The sequence below is a fragment of the Serratia sp. DFXYC6 genome, from assembly GCF_057196085.1.
The window spans coordinates 1063898-1081279 of sequence record NZ_JBXUNV010000001.1; the positions used below are offsets into that span (position 1 = coordinate 1063898).

Consider the following 17382-nt stretch of genomic DNA (forward strand, 5'->3'; position numbering starts at 1 on the left):
CATGAGGGGGATGTATCGGCGGGCGGCTCTGGGCTGTTGCGCCTTGTGGGGCGCAGCGGCTCTGGCGCAGAACTGCCAACCCAATCTGTTGACCAACCCCGGCTTTGAGCAAGGGCTCAGCGGCTGGCGAGCGCAGGGCGCGCAGGCCGACGGCGATACGCACAGTGGCAGGGGGAGTCTGCGTTATGACAATGCAGATGTAGCGCAATACCGTACCTTCAACCAGGCGCTGCAGGTTGTGCCCGGACAGACGATAGATTTCGGCGTCTGGCTCAAGACTCGCGGCGTACGCGGGCAAAGCCGCGACGGCGGCGCTGGGGTTTATCTGCAGAGCTTTGATGCGCAGGGGCGCTTTCTGGAAGGCAGCTATCCGGCTGGGGTAACCGGCGACAGCGGCTGGCGGCAGGTGAACGCCAGCTATACCGTGCCGCCGCAGGCGGCGCGAATCACTTTTGGCGTTTATCTGCGTAAGGGGAGCACCGGTACCGCCTGGTTTGACGACGCCTATGCCTGTGCTCGAGCGTCTATGCCGGCGTTATATCAGCTCGGCGCGTCGGCGCAGGGGAAGGTTGACACGCTGGTCGTCACTTCGCAGCCGCAGCATTTGCAGGTCGACAGCGAATTGCTCAATGCCGAGGGGCAGGTTGTTCACAGTAGCCGCGACCGTTATCAGGTTGAGGGACAACGCCGTATCGAATACCAACCGCCGGCCGGCCTGGCCCAGGGTGAATACCGCCTGCGTCAGCAGGTTACCGGTCCACAATCCCGCCAGGCTCAGGGCAGCGAGCTGTCTTTTCGCGTCGGGCAGCCTGCGGCCAAAGTGGCGATCGACAGCGAAGGTTTTACCCTGCGCGACGGTCAACGGCTTTTCCCGTTGGGCATTTACGCCAACGTGGCTACCGATGAGCATTTGGCGCGCATCGCCTCGGCGGGATTCAACACGGTGCTGAACTATGATTACGGGGAAAAGAAAGATCCATACGCCTTTTTCCGCAACGCACGCAAGCGCGGGCTGTTGGTCATTTACTCCGTCAAAGATCAGTACCGCGGCAGCCGCTTCGCGCCGGCCGTCCGCGGTGGCGACTACGCGGCGCTGACTGCCTGGTACGTGCAGCGTTTGCGCTCTCAGCCCAACCTGCTTGCCTGGTACATCAACGATGAGCTGGGGCCGGAATATCTCGATAAAATCGAGGAAAAAAACCTGCAAATAAAGCGACTTGACGGCGATCATCCGACTTTCCAGGTGCTGAACAAAACCGGGGAGTTGGACGCTCACTTCAACAGCAGCGACATTTTGGCGACCGACCCTTATCCGGTGGGGAACGATAGCGATCTGACGCGCACCACGCGTTATACCGCACTGACGGTGCAGGCCGCCCGCCAGGCACGCGGGGCCTGGGTGGTGATGCAAATCATGGATCACGCCGCTTATGACGCCCGCCGCAAGCCACATCCGCCGTCAGAGGCGGAAATTCGCAATCAGGCCTGGCAGGCGCTGATCGGCGGCGCCAAGGGGCTGTTGTTTTATTCTTATACCGATCTGTTTTATAAGCGTAAAACCGGCCGCTTCGACCAACGGGAGTTTGACGCCACCTGGCGTGGCGTGGCTGCCGTGTCGCAGCAAATCGCCGCCTTCACCCCTTATCTGCTGACGGGAAAATCAACGCCGCTGGCGGGAAGCGACCCGCAAATGCCGGCGCGGATGTTTATTCTGGGCGATCGCGCCTTGCTGCTGGTAGCCAATCCTTACTATCGGGAGGGAAGCACCCGCTTGCGCCTTCCGGCGGGCTGGCGGCAGCAGGGAGAGGGCACGGAGGTCAAGCTGACGTTGCCCGCCGTGGGTACCGCGACGCTGTGGCTTCAACGCTGAAAGCGACGAGTCAGCATCACGCGGGAGGTTTCTCCCGCGTGAGATTGATGACAAACCTTATACCCTTGCCGGGTTGGCAGAGAGCACCAAATAAAAAACAAGGAAAATCAATTTATTGATTTTCGGCCGCTCACCACAAAGGGGGAAAAACCACGCTTTTTCCCCCTTTGTCAACAGTCTGACGCGGGAGGTTTCTCCCGCGTCCTACCCCCAAATACCTCGCCTTGCCTCCCGCCTGCCCACCTTTATTTCTATATTCTGTTTTACTCGTTTTAATTCAATCAATTAACTTAATCTTTCACACCTATACTTTGGTGGTATTTCTCAGCCGACGCGCGCGGCGCCTCCCGCTTTCTCTTGATCGCAATCAATTTGCCGCCGGTTGGCCGTCAGTAGGCTGGCGGCAGATTGAGCATGTCTTCTTATAACGACAAGAGCCTTCAGGAGCATTCCGGATGAGCAAATTTTTAGACCGTTTCCGCTATTTCAAGCAGTTGGCGGAGCCTTTTTCTGGCGATCACGGCCAGACCTTGAACACCAACCGCGACTGGGAAGACGGCTACCGCAGCCGTTGGCAGCACGACAAAGTGGTGCGTTCCACCCACGGCGTGAACTGCACCGGTTCCTGCAGTTGGAAGATTTACGTGAAGAATGGTCTGGTGACCTGGGAAACCCAGCAAACCGACTATCCGCGCACCCGGCCCGATCTGCCCAACCATGAACCGCGCGGCTGCCCGCGCGGCGCCAGCTACTCCTGGTACCTTTACAGCGCCAACCGGCTGAAATACCCGCTGATGCGCAAGCGCCTGCTCAAGCTGTGGCGCGAAGCGAAAGCGCAGCACAGCGATCCGGTCGAAGCCTGGGGCTCTATCGTCGGCGATGCGGAAAAAGCCAAAAGCTACAAGGTGGCGCGCGGCCGCGGCGGTTTCGTCCGCTCCAGCTGGCAGGAGGTCAATGAACTGATCGCCGCCGCCAACGTCTATACCGCCAAAACCTTCGGCCCGGACCGCATTATCGGCTTCTCGCCGATCCCGGCGATGTCGATGGTGTCCTACGCCGCCGGCGCCCGCTACCTGTCGCTGATCGGCGGCGCCTGCCTGAGCTTCTACGACTGGTATTGCGATCTGCCGCCGGCTTCGCCGATGACCTGGGGCGAGCAGACCGACGTGCCGGAGTCTGCCGACTGGTATAACTCTTCTTACATTATCGCCTGGGGCTCCAACGTGCCGCAAACGCGTACCCCGGACGCCCACTTCTTTACCGAAGTGCGTTACAAGGGCACCAAAACCGTGGCGGTGACGCCGGACTATGCCGAAGTCGCCAAGCTGTGCGACCACTGGCTGAATCCGAAGCAGGGCACCGACAGCGCGATGGCGCTGGCGATGGGCCACGTGATGCTGAAAGAGTTCCATCTCGATCGCGAAGTCGGCTACTTCCGCGACTATGTGCGTCGTTATACCGACATGCCGATGCTGGTGCTGCTGGAGCCGCGTGAAGGCGGCCACTACGCCGCCGGCCGCCTGCTGCGCGCCGCCGATCTGGTGGACGGATTGGGCCAGGAAAACAATCCCGAATGGAAAACCGTCGCTATCGACAGCCGCAACGGCGAGCTGGTGGCGCCGCAGGGCTCCATCGGTTTCCGCTGGGGCGAGAAGGGCAAGTGGAACCTGGAACAGCGCGAAGGCAAGGCGCAACAGGAAGTCGAGCTGCAGCTCAGCCTGTTGGGCAGGCATGACGACGTCGCCGAGGTGGGTTTCCCGTACTTCGGCGGCGCCGACAGCGAGCATTTCAACAGCGTGGCGCTGGACGAGATCCTGCTGCACAAGCTGCCGGTGAAACGCCTGCAGTTGGCGGACGGCAGCGAAGCGCTGGTGACCAGCGTGTACGATCTGACGTTGGCAAACTACGGCCTGGAGCGCGGACTGGGCGACGCCAACTGCGCCGCCGACTATGACGAGGTCAAGGCTTACAGCCCGGCCTGGGCTGAGCAGATCACCGGCGTATCGCGCCACAACATCATCCGCATTGCCCGCGAATTCGCGCAAAACGCCGAGAAGACCCACGGCCGTTCGATGATCATCGTCGGCGCCGGCGTCAACCACTGGTATCACATGGACATGACCTACCGCGGCCTGATCAATATGCTGATCTTCTGCGGTTGCGTCGGCCAGAGCGGCGGCGGCTGGGCGCACTACGTCGGCCAGGAAAAACTGCGGCCGCAAACCGGCTGGCTGCCGCTGGCGTTCGGCCTCGACTGGCAACGCCCGCCGCGCCACATGAACAGCACCTCGTTCTTCTACAACCATTCCAGCCAATGGCGCTATGAAACCGTCGGCGCCGATGAGCTGCTGTCGCCGCTGGCGGACAAATCGCGCTTCGGCGGCAGCCTGATCGACTTCAACGTGCGCGCCGAGCGCATGGGCTGGCTGCCGTCGGCGCCGCAGCTGGGCGCTAACCCGCTGCGCCTGGCGGAGCAGGCCCGCGCCGTCGGCCAGTCGCCGGTCGAATTTACCGTCGACAGCCTGAAGAGCGGCGCGCTGGGCTTTGCCGCCGAGCAGCCGGACAATCCGCAGAACTTCCCGCGCAACCTGTTCGTCTGGCGCTCCAACCTGCTGGGCTCTTCCGGCAAGGGTCATGAATACATGCTCAAATACCTGTTGGGCACCGAGAACGGCATCCAGGGGAAAGATCTCGGCCAGCAGGGCGGCGTGAAGCCGCAGGAAGTGGAATGGCGCGAGCAGGGCGGCGAAGGCAAGCTGGATCTGGTGGTGACGCTCGATTTCCGCATGTCGAGCACCTGCCTGTATTCCGACGTGGTGCTGCCGACCGCCACCTGGTACGAAAAAGACGACATGAACACCTCCGACATGCACCCGTTCATTCATCCGCTGTCGGCGGCGGTCGATCCGGCCTGGGATTCGAAGAGCGACTGGGAAATCTACAAGGGCATCGCCAAAGCCTTCTCCGAGGTGTGCGTCGGCCATCTGGGCCAGGAAACCGACGTGGTGACCTTGCCTATCCAGCACGACTCCGCCGCCGAACTGGCGCAGCCTTACGGCGTGCAGGACTGGAAGAAAGGCGAATGCGAACTGATCCCCGGCAAAACCGCGCCGCACATCATCGCGGTGGAGCGCGATTACCCGGCCACCTACGAGCGTTTTACCTCCCTGGGGCCGTTGATGGACAAACTGGGCAACGGCGGCAAGGGCATCAGCTGGAACACCCAGACCGAGGTCGATTTCCTCAAGCAGCTGAACTACGTCAAGGCCGACGGCCCGGCGGCGGGGCGGCCGAAGATCGAGAGCGCGATAGACGCGGCGGAAGTGATCCTGTCGCTGGCGCCGGAAACCAACGGCCAGGTGGCGGTGAAAGCCTGGGAAGCGCTGAGCAACGTCACCGGCCGCGATCACCGGCATCTGGCGCTGAACAAGGAAGACGAGAAAATTCGCTTCCGCGACATTCAGGCGCAGCCGCGCAAAATCATCTCCAGCCCAACCTGGTCCGGCCTGGAAGACGAGCACGTCTCTTATAACGCCTGCTACACCAACGTGCACGAGCTGATCCCGTGGCGCACCCTCAGCGGCCGCCAGCAGCTGTATCAGGACCACGAGTGGATGCGCGCCTTCGGCGAAAGCCTGCTGGCGTACAGGCCACCGATCGATACCCGCGCCGCGCGGCCGCTGCTCAACAGCAAGCCGAACGGCAACAAGGAGAAGGCGCTGAACTTCCTGACGCCGCACCAGAAGTGGGGTATCCACTCCACCTACAGCGACAACCTGCTGATGCTGACGCTGTCGCGCGGCGGGCCGATCGTCTGGCTGAGCGAAGACGACGCCAAAGATCTGGGCATCGCGGACAACGACTGGATCGAGGCCTTCAACGCCAACGGCGCGCTGACGGCGCGCGCGGTGGTCAGCCAGCGTATCCCGGCCGGCATGACCATGATGTACCACGCACAGGAGCGCATCGTGAATCTGCCGGGCTCGGAGATCACCAGCCAACGCGGCGGCATCCACAACTCGGTGACCCGCGCCTGTCCGAAGCCGACCCACATGATCGGCGGCTATGCGCAGTTGGCCTACGGCTTCAACTACTACGGCACCGTCGGCTCCAACCGCGACGAGTTCGTGGTGGTGCGCAAGATGAACCGTATTGATTGGTTGGACGATGAAGGCAACGACTACGCGCAGGGCAGTCAGCAGGAGAACCACAAATGAAAATTCGTTCGCAAGTCGGCATGGTGCTGAATCTGGACAAGTGCATCGGTTGCCACACCTGTTCGGTCACCTGCAAGAACGTCTGGACCAGCCGCGAAGGCATGGAATACGCCTGGTTCAACAACGTGGAAAGCAAACCCGGCGTCGGCTATCCGCACGCCTGGGAAGATCAGGAGAAGTGGAAGGGCGGTTGGATCCGTAAAATCAACGGCAAGCTGGAGCCGCGCATGGGCAGCCGCGTCGGCGTGCTGGCGAAAATCTTCGCCAACCCGGACGTGCCGGCGCTGGACGACTACTACGAGCCGTTCGATTACGACTATCAGCATCTGCACACCGCCAAACAGGGCAAGCACCAGCCGGTGGCGCGCCCGCGCTCGCTGATCACCGGCCAGCGCATGAACAAGATCGAAAGCGGCCCGAACTGGGAGGAGATCCTCGGCGGGGAATTCGAAAAACGCTCGCAGGATAAAAATTTCGACAACCTGCAGAAGGCGATGTACGGCCAGTTCGAAAACACCTTCATGATGTACCTGCCGCGCCTGTGCGAGCACTGCCTCAACCCGGCCTGCGTCGCCACCTGCCCGAGCGGGGCGATCTACAAGCGCGGCGAAGACGGCATTGTTCTGATCGACCAGGACAAGTGCCGCGGCTGGCGCATGTGCCTGACCGGCTGCCCGTACAAGAAAATCTACTTCAACTGGAAGAGCGGCAAGTCCGAGAAGTGCATCTTCTGCTACCCGCGCATCGAAGCCGGGCAGCCGACGGTGTGTTCGGAGACCTGCGTCGGCCGCATTCGTTACCTCGGCGTGCTGCTGTACGACGCCGATCGCATCGAGCAGGCGGCGGCGGTGGAGAGCGACAAGGATCTGTACCAGAGCCAGCTCGATATCTTCCTCGATCCGCATGATCCGAAGGTGATTGCCCAGGCGCTGGCGGACGGCGTGCCGCAGGGCGTCATTGAAGCCGCTCAGCAGTCGCCGGTGTACAAAATGGCGATGGACTGGAAGCTGGCGCTGCCGCTGCATCCGGAATACCGCACGCTGCCGATGGTGTGGTACGTGCCGCCATTGTCGCCGATTCAGTCCGCCGCCGACGCCGGCGAACTGGCGCACAGCGGCGTATTGCCGGACGTCGAGAGCCTGCGCATCCCGGTGCAGTATCTGGCGAATCTGCTGACCGCCGGCGATACCGAACCGGTACTGTTGGCGCTGAAGCGCATGCTGGCGATGCGCCACTACAAACGGGCGGAAACCGTCGACGGCGTGGTGGACACCAGCGCGCTGGAGCAGGTCGGTCTGAGCGAAGCGCAGGCACAGGAGATGTATCGCTACCTGGCGATCGCCAACTATGAAGATCGCTTTGTGGTGCCGTCGAGCCACCGCGAACTGGCGCGCGAAGCCTTCCCCGAAAGCAAAGGCTGCGGTTTCAGCTTCGGCGACGGCTGCCACGGCAGCGACGGCAAGTTCAATCTGTTCAACAGCCGCCGTATCGACGCCATTGACGTGACCGCGAAAACCGCGCGGCCGGAGGATGCCTCATGATCAGCCTGAAAGTGATCGCCCGCCTGCTGGATTACCCGGAGCAGGCGCTGTTTGACCATCAGCAGGCGCTGATCGAAGCATTGGAGCCGGCCAGCGAGCTGGATCTGCGCCACAGCGCGCAGCTGATTCTGTTTATCCGCCGCCTGTGTGCGCGCCCGTTGCTGGACGCGCAGGCCGATTATTGCGAACTGTTCGATCGCGGCCGCGCCACTTCGCTGCTGCTGTTTGAACACGTGCACGGCGAATCGCGCGATCGCGGCCAGGCGATGGTTGACCTGATGGCGCAGTACCGCGCCGCCGGGCTGGAGATCGACAGCCGCGAGCTGCCGGATTTCCTGCCACTGTATCTGGAGTATCTGGCCAGCCGCAGCGCGGCGCAGGCGCGGGAAGGGCTGCAGGACATTGCGCCGATCCTGGCGCTGTTGGGCGCGCGCTTGCAGCAGCGCGAAAGCCCGTATGCGGTGCTGTTCGATCTGCTGTTGGCGCTGTCCGGCAGCGATGCGCAGGCGCAGGCGCTGAAGACGCAGGTGGCGCAAGAGGCGCGCGACGATACGCCGCAGGCGCTGGATGCGGTATGGGAAGAGGAGCAGGTCAAATTTCTCGGCGAGCAGGGCTGCGCCTCCGCCCAGCAGACGGTGCACCAGCGGCGCTTCGCCGGCGCGGTGGCGCCACAGTATCTGGACCTGACGGATGCGTTAACCGGAACCAAAGGACGCTAATCATGCAATTTTTGAATCAGTTCTTCTTCGACATCTACCCTTATCTGGCCGGCGCGGTGTTCCTGATCGGCAGCTGGCTGCGCTACGACTACGGGCAATACAGCTGGCGCGCCGGCTCCAGCCAGATGCTGGATAAAAAAGGCATGCGGCTGGCGTCCAACCTGTTCCACATCGGCATTATCGGCATCTTCGCGGGCCATTTCCTCGGCATGCTGACGCCGCACTGGATGTATGAGGCCTTTCTGCCGATCGACGTGAAGCAGAAGCTGGCGATGATCGCCGGCGGCGCCTGCGGCCTGATGACGCTGATCGGCGGCGCGCTGTTGCTCAAACGCCGGTTGGCCAACCCGCGGGTGCGCGCCACCAGCAGCTTCGCCGACATCCTGATCCTGACGTTGCTGGTGGTGCAGGTGTGTCTCGGCCTGCTGACCATTCCGTTCTCCGCCCAGCATATGGACGGCAGCGAAATGATGAAGCTGGTGGCCTGGGCGCAGGCGGTGGTGACCTTCCACGCCGGCGCTTCTGCGCACCTGGAAGGGGTGGCGCTTATCTTCAAGCTGCACATGGTGCTGGGCATGACGCTGTTCGTGCTGTTCCCGTTCTGCCGCCTGGTGCATATCTGGAGTGCGCCGGTAGAGTACCTGACCCGCCGTTACCAGCTGGTGCGCAACCGCCGCTGAGCCTGACCCCGCCGCCGCCGATCGCCAGCGGCGGCGCTATTCCGATAATTCCCCCGCCGTCTGCCCATTCTCGTCACCTTGTCGTAAACTCACTATCTCAGTTATGTTACGTTTATGCTTCCGCCGACGGACGTCGGCCTGTGGTAGCCGATAACAAGAGATACCGCCTTGATGAAAGGCATTTTGGGACATAAAAACCGGGGATGATCCGTGTGGCCTTCGCGCCGTACGGGAGAATCGCTTTATGGATAGTCAGGTTAATCAATAACAATAATGACCACACAATTACGCTCACCCGAGCTGCTGCCTCTGAAAATCATCGCCACCGGAGCCGCGTTGCCGTCTAACCGCGTGGCGTCCTCTGCGCTCGACGCTCGGCTGGGGAAACCGGCCGGCTACGTTGAAAAACGCTCGGGCATCGTTTACCGCTATCACGCCGCCGACGATGCCAGCCAGGCCGAACTCGCCGCCGCCGCGCTGCAAGACGCGCTGGCTCGCAGCGCCCTTCCGGCAGCCTCTATCGATCTGCTGATCTCTGCCTCGGCGATTTCGGTGCAGGCGCTGCCGTGCACCGCCGCGCACATTCTCAAGGTGGCGGGGCTGGCGCCGGGCACGCCGGGCTTCGACATCAACAGCAGCTGCGTCAGCTTTATCTCTGCGCTGCAGGTGGCGGCGGGGCTGCTGAACGCCGGGACGTACCGACGCATCGCCATCGTCTCGGCCGATCTCGCTTCACGTGGCATCGACTGGCAGCACGAAGAGTCGTCGCTGATCTTCGGCGACGGCGCCGCCTGCGCCATCGTGGAGCGCGGCGACGGCGCCAGCGGCATCCTCGCCAGCCTGGTGGAGACCTATCCCGCCGGCAGCGAACTGTGCGAAATCCGCGCCGGCGGCACGCGGCGCAACCCGCGCGCCGGCATGTGCGAGCAAGACTTCCTGTTTCATATGCAGGGCAAGCCGCTGTTCCGCCAGGCGTCGGCGCTGATTGAGGGTTACCTCGATCGGCTGTTGAGCGCCAGCGGCCTGACCCTGGCGCAGATCGCCACCGTGGTGCCGCATCAGGCCAGCCATTTGTCGCTCGAACATATGCGCAAGCGGCTGCATGTTTCCAGCGAGGCGCTGGTGGATATCTATCGCCACCACGGCAACCAGGTGGCGGCGTCCATCCCGACGGCGCTGCATGCCGCCGTGACCACCGGGCGCTTCAACCCCGGCCAGCCGGTGATGCTGATCGGCACCGCCGCCGGGCTGGCGCTGGCTGGCATGGTGTTGTTGCCATGAGGGTGCTGGTGACCGGGGCGACCAGCGGGCTGGGGCGCAACGCGGCGCAGTGGCTGCTGGAGGCCGGACATCAGGTGCGCGCCACCGGCCGCGATGAACGGGCCGGCGCAGCGTTGCGTCAGCTGGGCGCCGAGTTTTGCGCGCTCGATCTGGCGCAGGCCACGCCGCAGCAGTGTCGGCAGCTCGTCACCGACTGCGAGTGGGTGTGGCACTGTGCGGCCAAGTCTTCACCCTGGGGCGGCAAAGCGGAGTTTCACCGCATCAACGCCGCGGCGACGGAGAGGCTGGCGGAGGCGGCGGGGCGCTGCGGCGTGCGGCGCTTTGTGCATATCTCCACGCCGGCAATCTACTTCGATTTTCAGCCGCATTACGATCTTGACGAAGGTTATCGTGCCCGTCGCTTCGCCAATCACTATGCCGCCAGCAAGTATGCGGCCGAACAACGCCTGTTGGCGCAGGCGAAGATCTACCCGCAAACCACCTACATTATGCTGCGGCCGCGCGGCCTGTTTGGCCCGCACGATCGGGTGATCGTGCCGCGGCTGTTGCAGCAGCTCGAACGCGATCGCGGCGTGCTGCGGCTGCCCGGCGGTGGGCAAGCGCTGCTGGACCTGACCTTCGCCCCCAACGTGGTGCACGCCATGGAGTTGGCCAGTCGGCAGCGCGGGTTGCCGTCCGGCGCCGTTTACAACATCACCAACCACCAGCCGCAGCGGCTGGCGGAGATGCTGGATGCGCTGCTGCGTCAGGAACTGGGGCTGCACTACCGGCTGCAGGCCGTGCCCTATCCGTTGCTGCATACGCTGGCCGGCGGCATGGAGCTGTGGGCGACGCTGAGCGGCAAGGAACCGCTGCTGACGCGCTACAGCGTGGCGGCGGTGCATTTTGACATGACGCTGAGCCAGACCCGTGCGATCGAAGAGCTGGGCTATCAGCCGCGTTATTCGATGGAAGAGGGCATTCGTCTGACCGGCGAGTGGCTGCGGCGGCAAGGAGGCATACAGCATGGCTAAGGTTACCGTTTTTGAAGTGGGCTATTGCACGCATATCGGCTGCATGGCGCTGCGCGGCGCCGGGTTCCGGGTGTGCAAATTCCCGGCGCGCGCCTATCTGCTGGAGGTGGGGGAGCGCCGCTGGCTGTGGGATACCGGCTACGCGCGTTATTTTCAGCAGCACACGCAGTCGGGGGTGTTCAGCCTGTATCGCCGGATGACGCCGGTCTATTTCGATCCCGCCGAGTCGTTGGCGCATCAGCTGCGCGAAGCCGGTTACGCCAAAGGGGATATTCAGGCGCTCATCGTCTCGCATTTTCACGCCGATCACATCGCCGGGCTGCAGGATTTCAGCCAACTCGACTTTATTTGCTCCGGCGAAGGCTGGCAGCAAACCCGCGGGCTGCGCGGTTTCGCGGCGCTGAAGCGCGCCTTTATTCCCGGCCTGATCCCGGCGGATTTCGAGAGCAACCTGCAGTTTATGGAAGCTTTTCCCTCGGTGGCGTTGCCTGCGCTGCTGGCGCCGTTCGAGCGCGGCTATGCGCTGCCGGGCAGCGAAGGGCAGATCGTGCTGGTGCCGCTGCCGGGGCATGCGGCCGGCCATATCGGCGCCTTTATTCTCACCGACGCCGGCTGGACGCTGTTGGCCAGCGACGCCGCCTGGTCTCCGCAGAGTTACCAGACGCTGCGCGGGCCTTCGCGCCTGGCCAATCTGGTGATGGACGACGCGGCGGCGTACATCCGCACGCTGGAGCGGCTCAACCAGCTGTGGGCGGGCGGCCAGGTCAACATTTTGCTGTGCCACGAGGGGGACCCGTGATCCCGTTCATGACCCTTTGGCACTATTTCCGCGCCCGGCGCCTGCGCTTTGGCGATCGTGCGGCGCTGGAGGCGCATCAGGCCCGGCAGCTCGCGGGCTTCGCCCGTCGGGTGCTGAGCAAGAGCCCCTATTTTCAACGCTTCAGTCGCCGGCCGTTCGCCGAATGGCCGCAGATGAACAAGGCGCTGATGATGGCGCAGTTCGACCGGATGAACACCGCCGGGCTGCAGCGCGATGCGGTGCTGGCCTGCGCGCAGCGCAGCGAGGCGGATCGCGATTTCACGCCGAAGATCGGGCGCTACAGCGTCGGATTGTCGTCCGGCACCTCCGGGCAGCGCGGCGTGTTTGTCGTCAGCCCGCGCGAACAGCAGGTGTGGGCCGGCGGCATGCTGGCGAAGATGCTGCCGGACGGTCTGTTGGCCGGCGAGCGCGTTGCGCTGTTTCTGCGGGCGGACAATAATCTCTATCACAGCGTGAACAACCGTTGGCTGAGCCTGGCGTTTTACGATCTGCTTGCACCGTTCAGCGAGCATTTGCCCGCATTGGAACGGCAGGCGCCCAGCATCATCGTGGCCCCGGCGCAGGTGCTGCGCGCCTTGGCGCTGGCGGTGCTGGCCGGACAGGTGAAGTTGCCGGTCAAAAAAGCGATCTCGGTGGCCGAGGTGCTGGAAGAGCAGGACCGCCGCCTGCTGCTGCAGGTATTTCCGGCGGTCGGCGAAGTGTATCAGGCCACCGAAGGATTTCTTGCCGCGACCTGCGCGCACGGTACGCTGCATCTGAACGAAGAGTTTTTGCATATCGAACCGCAGTGGATCGACGAACTGCGTTTTACGCCGTTGATCACCGACTTTACCCGCAGTACGCAGCCGATCGTGCGTTATCGGCTGGACGATGTACTGGTGTTGCGCAAGGAACCCTGCCCGTGCGGGCAGCCGACGCGGGCGATCGCCCGTATCGAGGGGCGGCGCGACGATCAACTGATGCTGCCCGATGCGCGGCGGCAACCGCAGGCGGTGTTCGCCGATGCCTGCAGCCGAACGATCGCCAATGCGTTGCCGCTGAGCAGCGATTATCGCCTGATCCAGCGCGGTGAACGGCGGTTGGAATTGATTGCCGATTGCAGCCAGTCTGAATTGGCGCACTGCCAGGCGCAGCTGATGGCGCTGTTCGCTCGCCAGGGCATCGCCACCGAGCGCCTCGAATGGCGGTTGACGGCGCAGGCGGTGCTGCCGCAGTTCGATCGCAAGCGGCGGCGCATCGTGCGCCAGGCGGAGGAGGCATGAAAAATACGCTGTTCAGACTAGGGCACATGTTGCTCGGCTGGGGGACGGTCGGGGTGGTGTATAGTCTGACCGATCGCCTGCAGGGGGCGGGAACCCTGTTGCCGCCGTCGGCGCTTGACCGGGCGATCCCGTTCAACCCGGCGGCCATATGGCTCTACCTGTCGTTCTTCCTCATCGTCCCGGCGGGCTATCTGCTGGCGCCGCTGCAGCGGATCACATGGCTGACGCGGGCGATGCAGCTCACCGCGCTGGGCGCCGGGGCGGTTTACCTGCTGTGGCCGACCACCATGGCCTATCCGCAGAACGATGGCGTCGGGATCAGCGCGCAGCTGCTGGCGGCGTTAACCCAGGTGGATTCGCCGCAGAACTGCCTGCCTTCGTTGCATATGGCGCTGACGGTGCTGGCGGTGTGGGCGCTGAGCGACGGCGAGCGCAAAGTGCGCACGGCGTTGTGGATGCTGTGGGGCACGGCGATCGCGTTCTCGATTCTGCAACTGCGCCGCCATTTGTTTGTCGATTTGGCCGGCGGCGCGCTGCTGGCGCTGTTCGCCGGCTGGCTGGCCCTGCGTATGAACACCCTGCGCCGGCGCGTGGTTAAAGGAGAAATGGGATGAGCGATCTGGCGTTGCCGATAGTGTTCATGCTGTTCATCGTGGTGGCCGAGGCGGTGGCGCTGCAGTGGGGGCGTCGCGAGCCGGTCAACTGGCACGATCTGGTGTTCAACCTGAACTCCGGCCATATCATGTTGTGGCTGTTCCGCGGGTTGGAGATCACCTGTTACGGCTACGTGGCCGCGCATTTCAGCCTGGGGCTGGTGGACGCCTGGCCGCCGTTGTTGATGTGGCTGTTCGCTTTGCTGGCGTGGGACTTCGGTTTCTACTGGCTGCACCGTCTGCATCATCGTTTCCGCCTGCTGTGGGCGGTGCATGTGGTGCACCATCAGGGCGAGCATTTCAATCTGTCGCTGGGGGTGCGCAACTCCTGGTATTCGTCGCTGACGTCGATCCCGTTCTTTTTGCTGCTGGCGCTGGCGGGCGTGCCATTGTCGGTGTTCGTCGCGGTCTCGATTTTTCACTACAGCATTCAACTGTTTAACCACAATGCGCTGACGCCGAAGCTTGGCGTGCTGGAAAAAATCCTGGTCACGCCGGCGCATCACCGGGTGCATCACGTCAAGGACATGGCCTATTCCAATAAGAACTTCGGCGGCAGCTTTATCTTCTGGGACAAACTGTTCGGCACCTTCTGCCCGGCATTGCCGACCACGCCGTTCAGCTACGGCGTCAGCGGCGACAGGCCGTCCGCCAACCCGTTCTGGGCGAGCAATCTGCCGTTCCTGCGCTATTTCCGTTTGGCCTGGCGCCCGGCGCCGGGCCGGCCGCGCGACCGCCGTTCGGCGCTCAGCGTTTTCAGCGGCGCCATGCTGTTGTTCTCGCTGGTGGTCGGTTACGTCTACCAATACGGTTACGGCTACGGCGACATCAGCTGGCCGCAAATGGCGCTGCTGGCGCTGCTGGCGTTGGGCTCGGTGGCGCTGGGCGGCATGACGGAAGGGCGACCTTGGGCGAGCGCCGTCTGGTTGCTGGTCGCGCTGGGCATGCCGCTGCTGTTTATCGGCTATCTAGGTTGGCCGCAGCGCTATTGGCATATCGCCATGGCCGCCGTGGCGTTGCATGCCCTGTGCGTCGCATTGGGCTGGGGAAGAGTAGCCGCACCGGCCGCCGTGGAGGAAACGCATGGCTGAATCATTGCCGCCGCTGCGTTTTCCCGCCGATGGCGAACAGGCATTCCACCGCGATCTTAAGCGCGCGGCGCACGCCTGCCTGGCGGGCGATCATCGCTATGCCGATGCTGCGCGATTGGCCAAGGCTGCGCTGTTGCTGGCGCTGTGCGCCGGGTTTTACGCGCTGAGTCTGCTGCAGCACCAGCCCTGGGCGTTTTTCCTCTGCTATTTCCTGTTCGTGGCCATGGGCATGCTGCTTAACGTCAACGTCAACCATGATGCTTCGCATAACGCCTTCTTGCGCGCGCCCTGGGCGAATCGCCTGGTGGGGCGACTGGTGACGCTGCCGCTGGGCGTCGATCCGGACTACTGGCGCACGCGGCATGTGGATTACCACCACGTTTACGCCAACGTCGAACACTACGATCTGGACACCGAAGAGAACGGTTTTTTCCGCCAGACGCCGTTCCAGCGCTGGCGACCGCATATGCGTTATCAGCATCTGTACTGGCCGCTGATCGCCGCGCTCTCCTTGCCCTACATCGCGTGGATTTTCGATTGGTCCGATCGGCTCGATAAAACGCCGCTGCGGGAAAAATGCGTGCTGGCGGGATGCGGCGGTTGGGCGCTGTTCGTGCTGAGCAAGCTCGCGCATCTGGCGCTGGTGCTGGTGGCGCCGCTGGTCGTGGGCCACCTGCACGGCATCGGCTGGGGCTGGGTATTGCTGGCTTATGCGGTCGGTCAGATGTGCGCCTCGCTGCTGGTGGTGTTCCTGCTGCTGGGCACCCACTGGGCGCAGGCCGAGTTTTACCCGGCGCCGGCAGGTGACAGCATGCCGCAAGGCTGGTACCGGCACAATTTCGCCACCGCCTGCGACTGGCAACCTGAGCCGCGCTGGCTGGAGCACCTGACCGGCGGGCTGAACTATCACCTGACGCATCACCTGTTCCCCGGCTGGAATCATCGCCACTACCCGGCGTTGGCCGCGGCGCTGGCAGAGGTGGCGCAGCGGCACGGCATGGCGTACCGCTGCATCGGCTATCGCGAATTGCTGGCGCAGCAACAGCGCTTCTTGCGCCTTATGGGGCAGCCGTGAAACCGCTGCGTCCGTTAGCCTATCGGCGCGACGACAGCGGGTTGCACCGCGCGCTGATGCAGGCCGCCCAGCATTATCTGGCGGCCAACGGCGATCACCGTTTCGCCGACGGCGGCATGCTGGCGAAGGTCGCGCTGCTGCTGGCGCTGTGCGGCCTGTGTTACGGGCTGAGCCTGCAACAGCAGAACGGCTGGGCGTTTTTCGCCTGCTATTTCGGTTTTATCTTTATCGGCATGTTCCTGACGGTGAACGTGGTGCACGACGCCTCGCACAACGCATTTTTCCGTCGCCCCTGGGCCAACCGCGGGTTGAACGCCCTGGTGAGCGTGCCGCTGGGGTTGGATCCCGACTGCTGGCGCGTGCGGCACGTGCTGTTCCATCATGCCCATAACAATATCGAACATTACGATCCCGACATCGACGCCAACGGCGTGCTGCGGCAAACGCCGTTCCAGCGCTGGCGGCCCTTTATGCGCGCGCAGCGTTACTATTGGCCGCTGGTGGCGGCGCTGACTTTTCCGTACTACATCTGGCTGTTCGATTGGTTGGACAGGGCGGGCCGCACCCGCGTGGCGGCGCGCATGGCGCAGCAGGGCGTGCGCGGCTGGATCGGGTTTCTGGCGGGGAAGGCGGCGCACCTGCTGCTGGCGCTGGCGATCCCGTTCTGGCTGCTGCCGCCGGCTATCGGCATCGGGCAAATCCTGCTGGTCTATTTGCTGAGCCAGATGCTTTCTTCACTGCTGTTCGTGATGCTCATCATCGGCACCCACTGGGCCAAGGCCAACTTCTACCAGGCGCCAGAACAAGGCGCAATGCCGCACGGCTGGTATCATCATGTGTTCGCCACTACCTTCGACTGGCTGACCCGGCCGCGCTGGCTGGGGTACTGGCTCGGCGGGGCGAACCTGCATTTGACGCATCATCTGTTCCCGCACTGGAGCCACCGCCATTACCCGGCGCTGAGCCGCATTAACGGCGAGGTGGCGCCGCGTTTCGGCATCGACTACCGGCTGCTTGAGCTAGAGGAGCTGTTGCGCCTGCAGCAGCGCTTCCTCAGCGCGATGGGGCGCAAGCCGCACTAGCGTTGCATGCGGGTTATGCGAGGCGTTACGCAGTTCACTAATTGAACGATATTTACCCTTCCAGTAGACTTTCTCCCG

General features: G+C 63.4%; 13 protein-coding genes. All 13 read left to right on the forward strand.

From position 1 onward, the window contains the following. Positions 1–10 precede the first annotated feature (10 nt). Positions 11–1870, forward strand: coding sequence for a carbohydrate binding domain-containing protein (locus AC2CGQ_RS05210; RefSeq protein WP_033632793.1), 1860 nt, complete (start codon positions 11–13; stop codon positions 1868–1870). Between the two features lie 455 nt (positions 1871–2325). After that, positions 2326–6087: a nitrate reductase subunit alpha gene (locus AC2CGQ_RS05215; RefSeq protein WP_484593508.1), complete on the forward strand. Its 3762-nt coding sequence runs from the start codon at positions 2326–2328 to the stop codon at positions 6085–6087. Beyond that, positions 6084–7628, forward strand: a complete 1545-nt coding sequence (gene narH / locus AC2CGQ_RS05220; protein ID WP_015378192.1) for a nitrate reductase subunit beta — start codon at positions 6084–6086, stop codon at positions 7626–7628. Before AC2CGQ_RS05215 ends, narH begins: the two co-directional genes overlap by 4 nt. Beyond that, complete coding sequence (gene narJ, locus AC2CGQ_RS05225) at positions 7625–8347, forward strand: nitrate reductase molybdenum cofactor assembly chaperone (protein ID WP_015378191.1); 723 nt, start codon at positions 7625–7627, stop codon at positions 8345–8347. Before narH ends, narJ begins: the two co-directional genes overlap by 4 nt. Before the next feature lie 2 nt (positions 8348–8349). After that, on the forward strand, positions 8350–9027 hold the full coding sequence (gene narI, locus AC2CGQ_RS05230) for a respiratory nitrate reductase subunit gamma (protein WP_015378190.1): 678 nt from the start codon (positions 8350–8352) through the stop codon (positions 9025–9027). Between the two features lie 273 nt (positions 9028–9300). Next, the gene (locus AC2CGQ_RS05235) at positions 9301–10308 is read left to right on the forward strand and encodes a 3-oxoacyl-[acyl-carrier-protein] synthase III C-terminal domain-containing protein (RefSeq protein ID WP_033632796.1); all 1008 of its coding nucleotides are present in this window, start codon (positions 9301–9303) and stop codon (positions 10306–10308) included. Then, entirely contained in the window at positions 10305–11321 is a 1017-nt protein-coding gene (locus AC2CGQ_RS05240; RefSeq protein WP_049277985.1) for an NAD-dependent epimerase/dehydratase family protein, read from the forward strand. The genes AC2CGQ_RS05235 and AC2CGQ_RS05240 overlap by 4 nt, the downstream gene beginning before the upstream one ends. Then, on the forward strand, positions 11314–12120 hold the full coding sequence (locus tag AC2CGQ_RS05245) for an MBL fold metallo-hydrolase (protein ID WP_484593509.1): 807 nt from the start codon (positions 11314–11316) through the stop codon (positions 12118–12120). Before AC2CGQ_RS05240 ends, AC2CGQ_RS05245 begins: the two co-directional genes overlap by 8 nt. Further along, complete coding sequence (locus AC2CGQ_RS05250; RefSeq protein WP_166445193.1) at positions 12117–13403, forward strand: F390 synthetase-related protein; 1287 nt, start codon at positions 12117–12119, stop codon at positions 13401–13403. Before AC2CGQ_RS05245 ends, AC2CGQ_RS05250 begins: the two co-directional genes overlap by 4 nt. Next, a complete protein-coding gene (locus AC2CGQ_RS05255; protein WP_048323926.1) occupies positions 13400–14017 on the forward strand; it encodes a phosphatase PAP2 family protein in 618 nt (205 codons plus the stop codon). Before AC2CGQ_RS05250 ends, AC2CGQ_RS05255 begins: the two co-directional genes overlap by 4 nt. Then, on the forward strand, positions 14014–15147 hold the full coding sequence (locus tag AC2CGQ_RS05260) for a sterol desaturase family protein (RefSeq protein ID WP_166445192.1): 1134 nt from the start codon (positions 14014–14016) through the stop codon (positions 15145–15147). The genes AC2CGQ_RS05255 and AC2CGQ_RS05260 overlap by 4 nt, the downstream gene beginning before the upstream one ends. Continuing rightward, positions 15140–16222, forward strand: coding sequence for a fatty acid desaturase family protein (locus AC2CGQ_RS05265; RefSeq protein ID WP_085336676.1), 1083 nt, complete (start codon positions 15140–15142; stop codon positions 16220–16222). The genes AC2CGQ_RS05260 and AC2CGQ_RS05265 overlap by 8 nt, the downstream gene beginning before the upstream one ends. After that, positions 16219–17304, forward strand: a complete 1086-nt coding sequence (locus tag AC2CGQ_RS05270) for an acyl-CoA desaturase (RefSeq protein WP_484593510.1) — start codon at positions 16219–16221, stop codon at positions 17302–17304. The genes AC2CGQ_RS05265 and AC2CGQ_RS05270 overlap by 4 nt, the downstream gene beginning before the upstream one ends. Positions 17305–17382: the final 78 nt, after the last annotated feature.

Coding starts and splice junctions, on each gene's coding strand:
- AC2CGQ_RS05210 (WP_033632793.1), top strand. CDS start 11: ATGTATCGGCGGGCGGCTCTGGGCTGTTGCGCCTTGTGGGGCGCAGCG.
- AC2CGQ_RS05215 (WP_484593508.1), top strand. CDS start 2,326: ATGAGCAAATTTTTAGACCGTTTCCGCTATTTCAAGCAGTTGGCGGAG.
- narH (WP_015378192.1), top strand. CDS start 6,084: ATGAAAATTCGTTCGCAAGTCGGCATGGTGCTGAATCTGGACAAGTGC.
- narJ (WP_015378191.1), top strand. CDS start 7,625: ATGATCAGCCTGAAAGTGATCGCCCGCCTGCTGGATTACCCGGAGCAG.
- narI (WP_015378190.1), top strand. CDS start 8,350: ATGCAATTTTTGAATCAGTTCTTCTTCGACATCTACCCTTATCTGGCC.
- AC2CGQ_RS05235 (WP_033632796.1), top strand. CDS start 9,301: ATGACCACACAATTACGCTCACCCGAGCTGCTGCCTCTGAAAATCATC.
- AC2CGQ_RS05240 (WP_049277985.1), top strand. CDS start 10,305: ATGAGGGTGCTGGTGACCGGGGCGACCAGCGGGCTGGGGCGCAACGCG.
- AC2CGQ_RS05245 (WP_484593509.1), top strand. CDS start 11,314: ATGGCTAAGGTTACCGTTTTTGAAGTGGGCTATTGCACGCATATCGGC.
- AC2CGQ_RS05255 (WP_048323926.1), top strand. CDS start 13,400: ATGAAAAATACGCTGTTCAGACTAGGGCACATGTTGCTCGGCTGGGGG.
- AC2CGQ_RS05260 (WP_166445192.1), top strand. CDS start 14,014: ATGAGCGATCTGGCGTTGCCGATAGTGTTCATGCTGTTCATCGTGGTG.
- AC2CGQ_RS05265 (WP_085336676.1), top strand. CDS start 15,140: ATGGCTGAATCATTGCCGCCGCTGCGTTTTCCCGCCGATGGCGAACAG.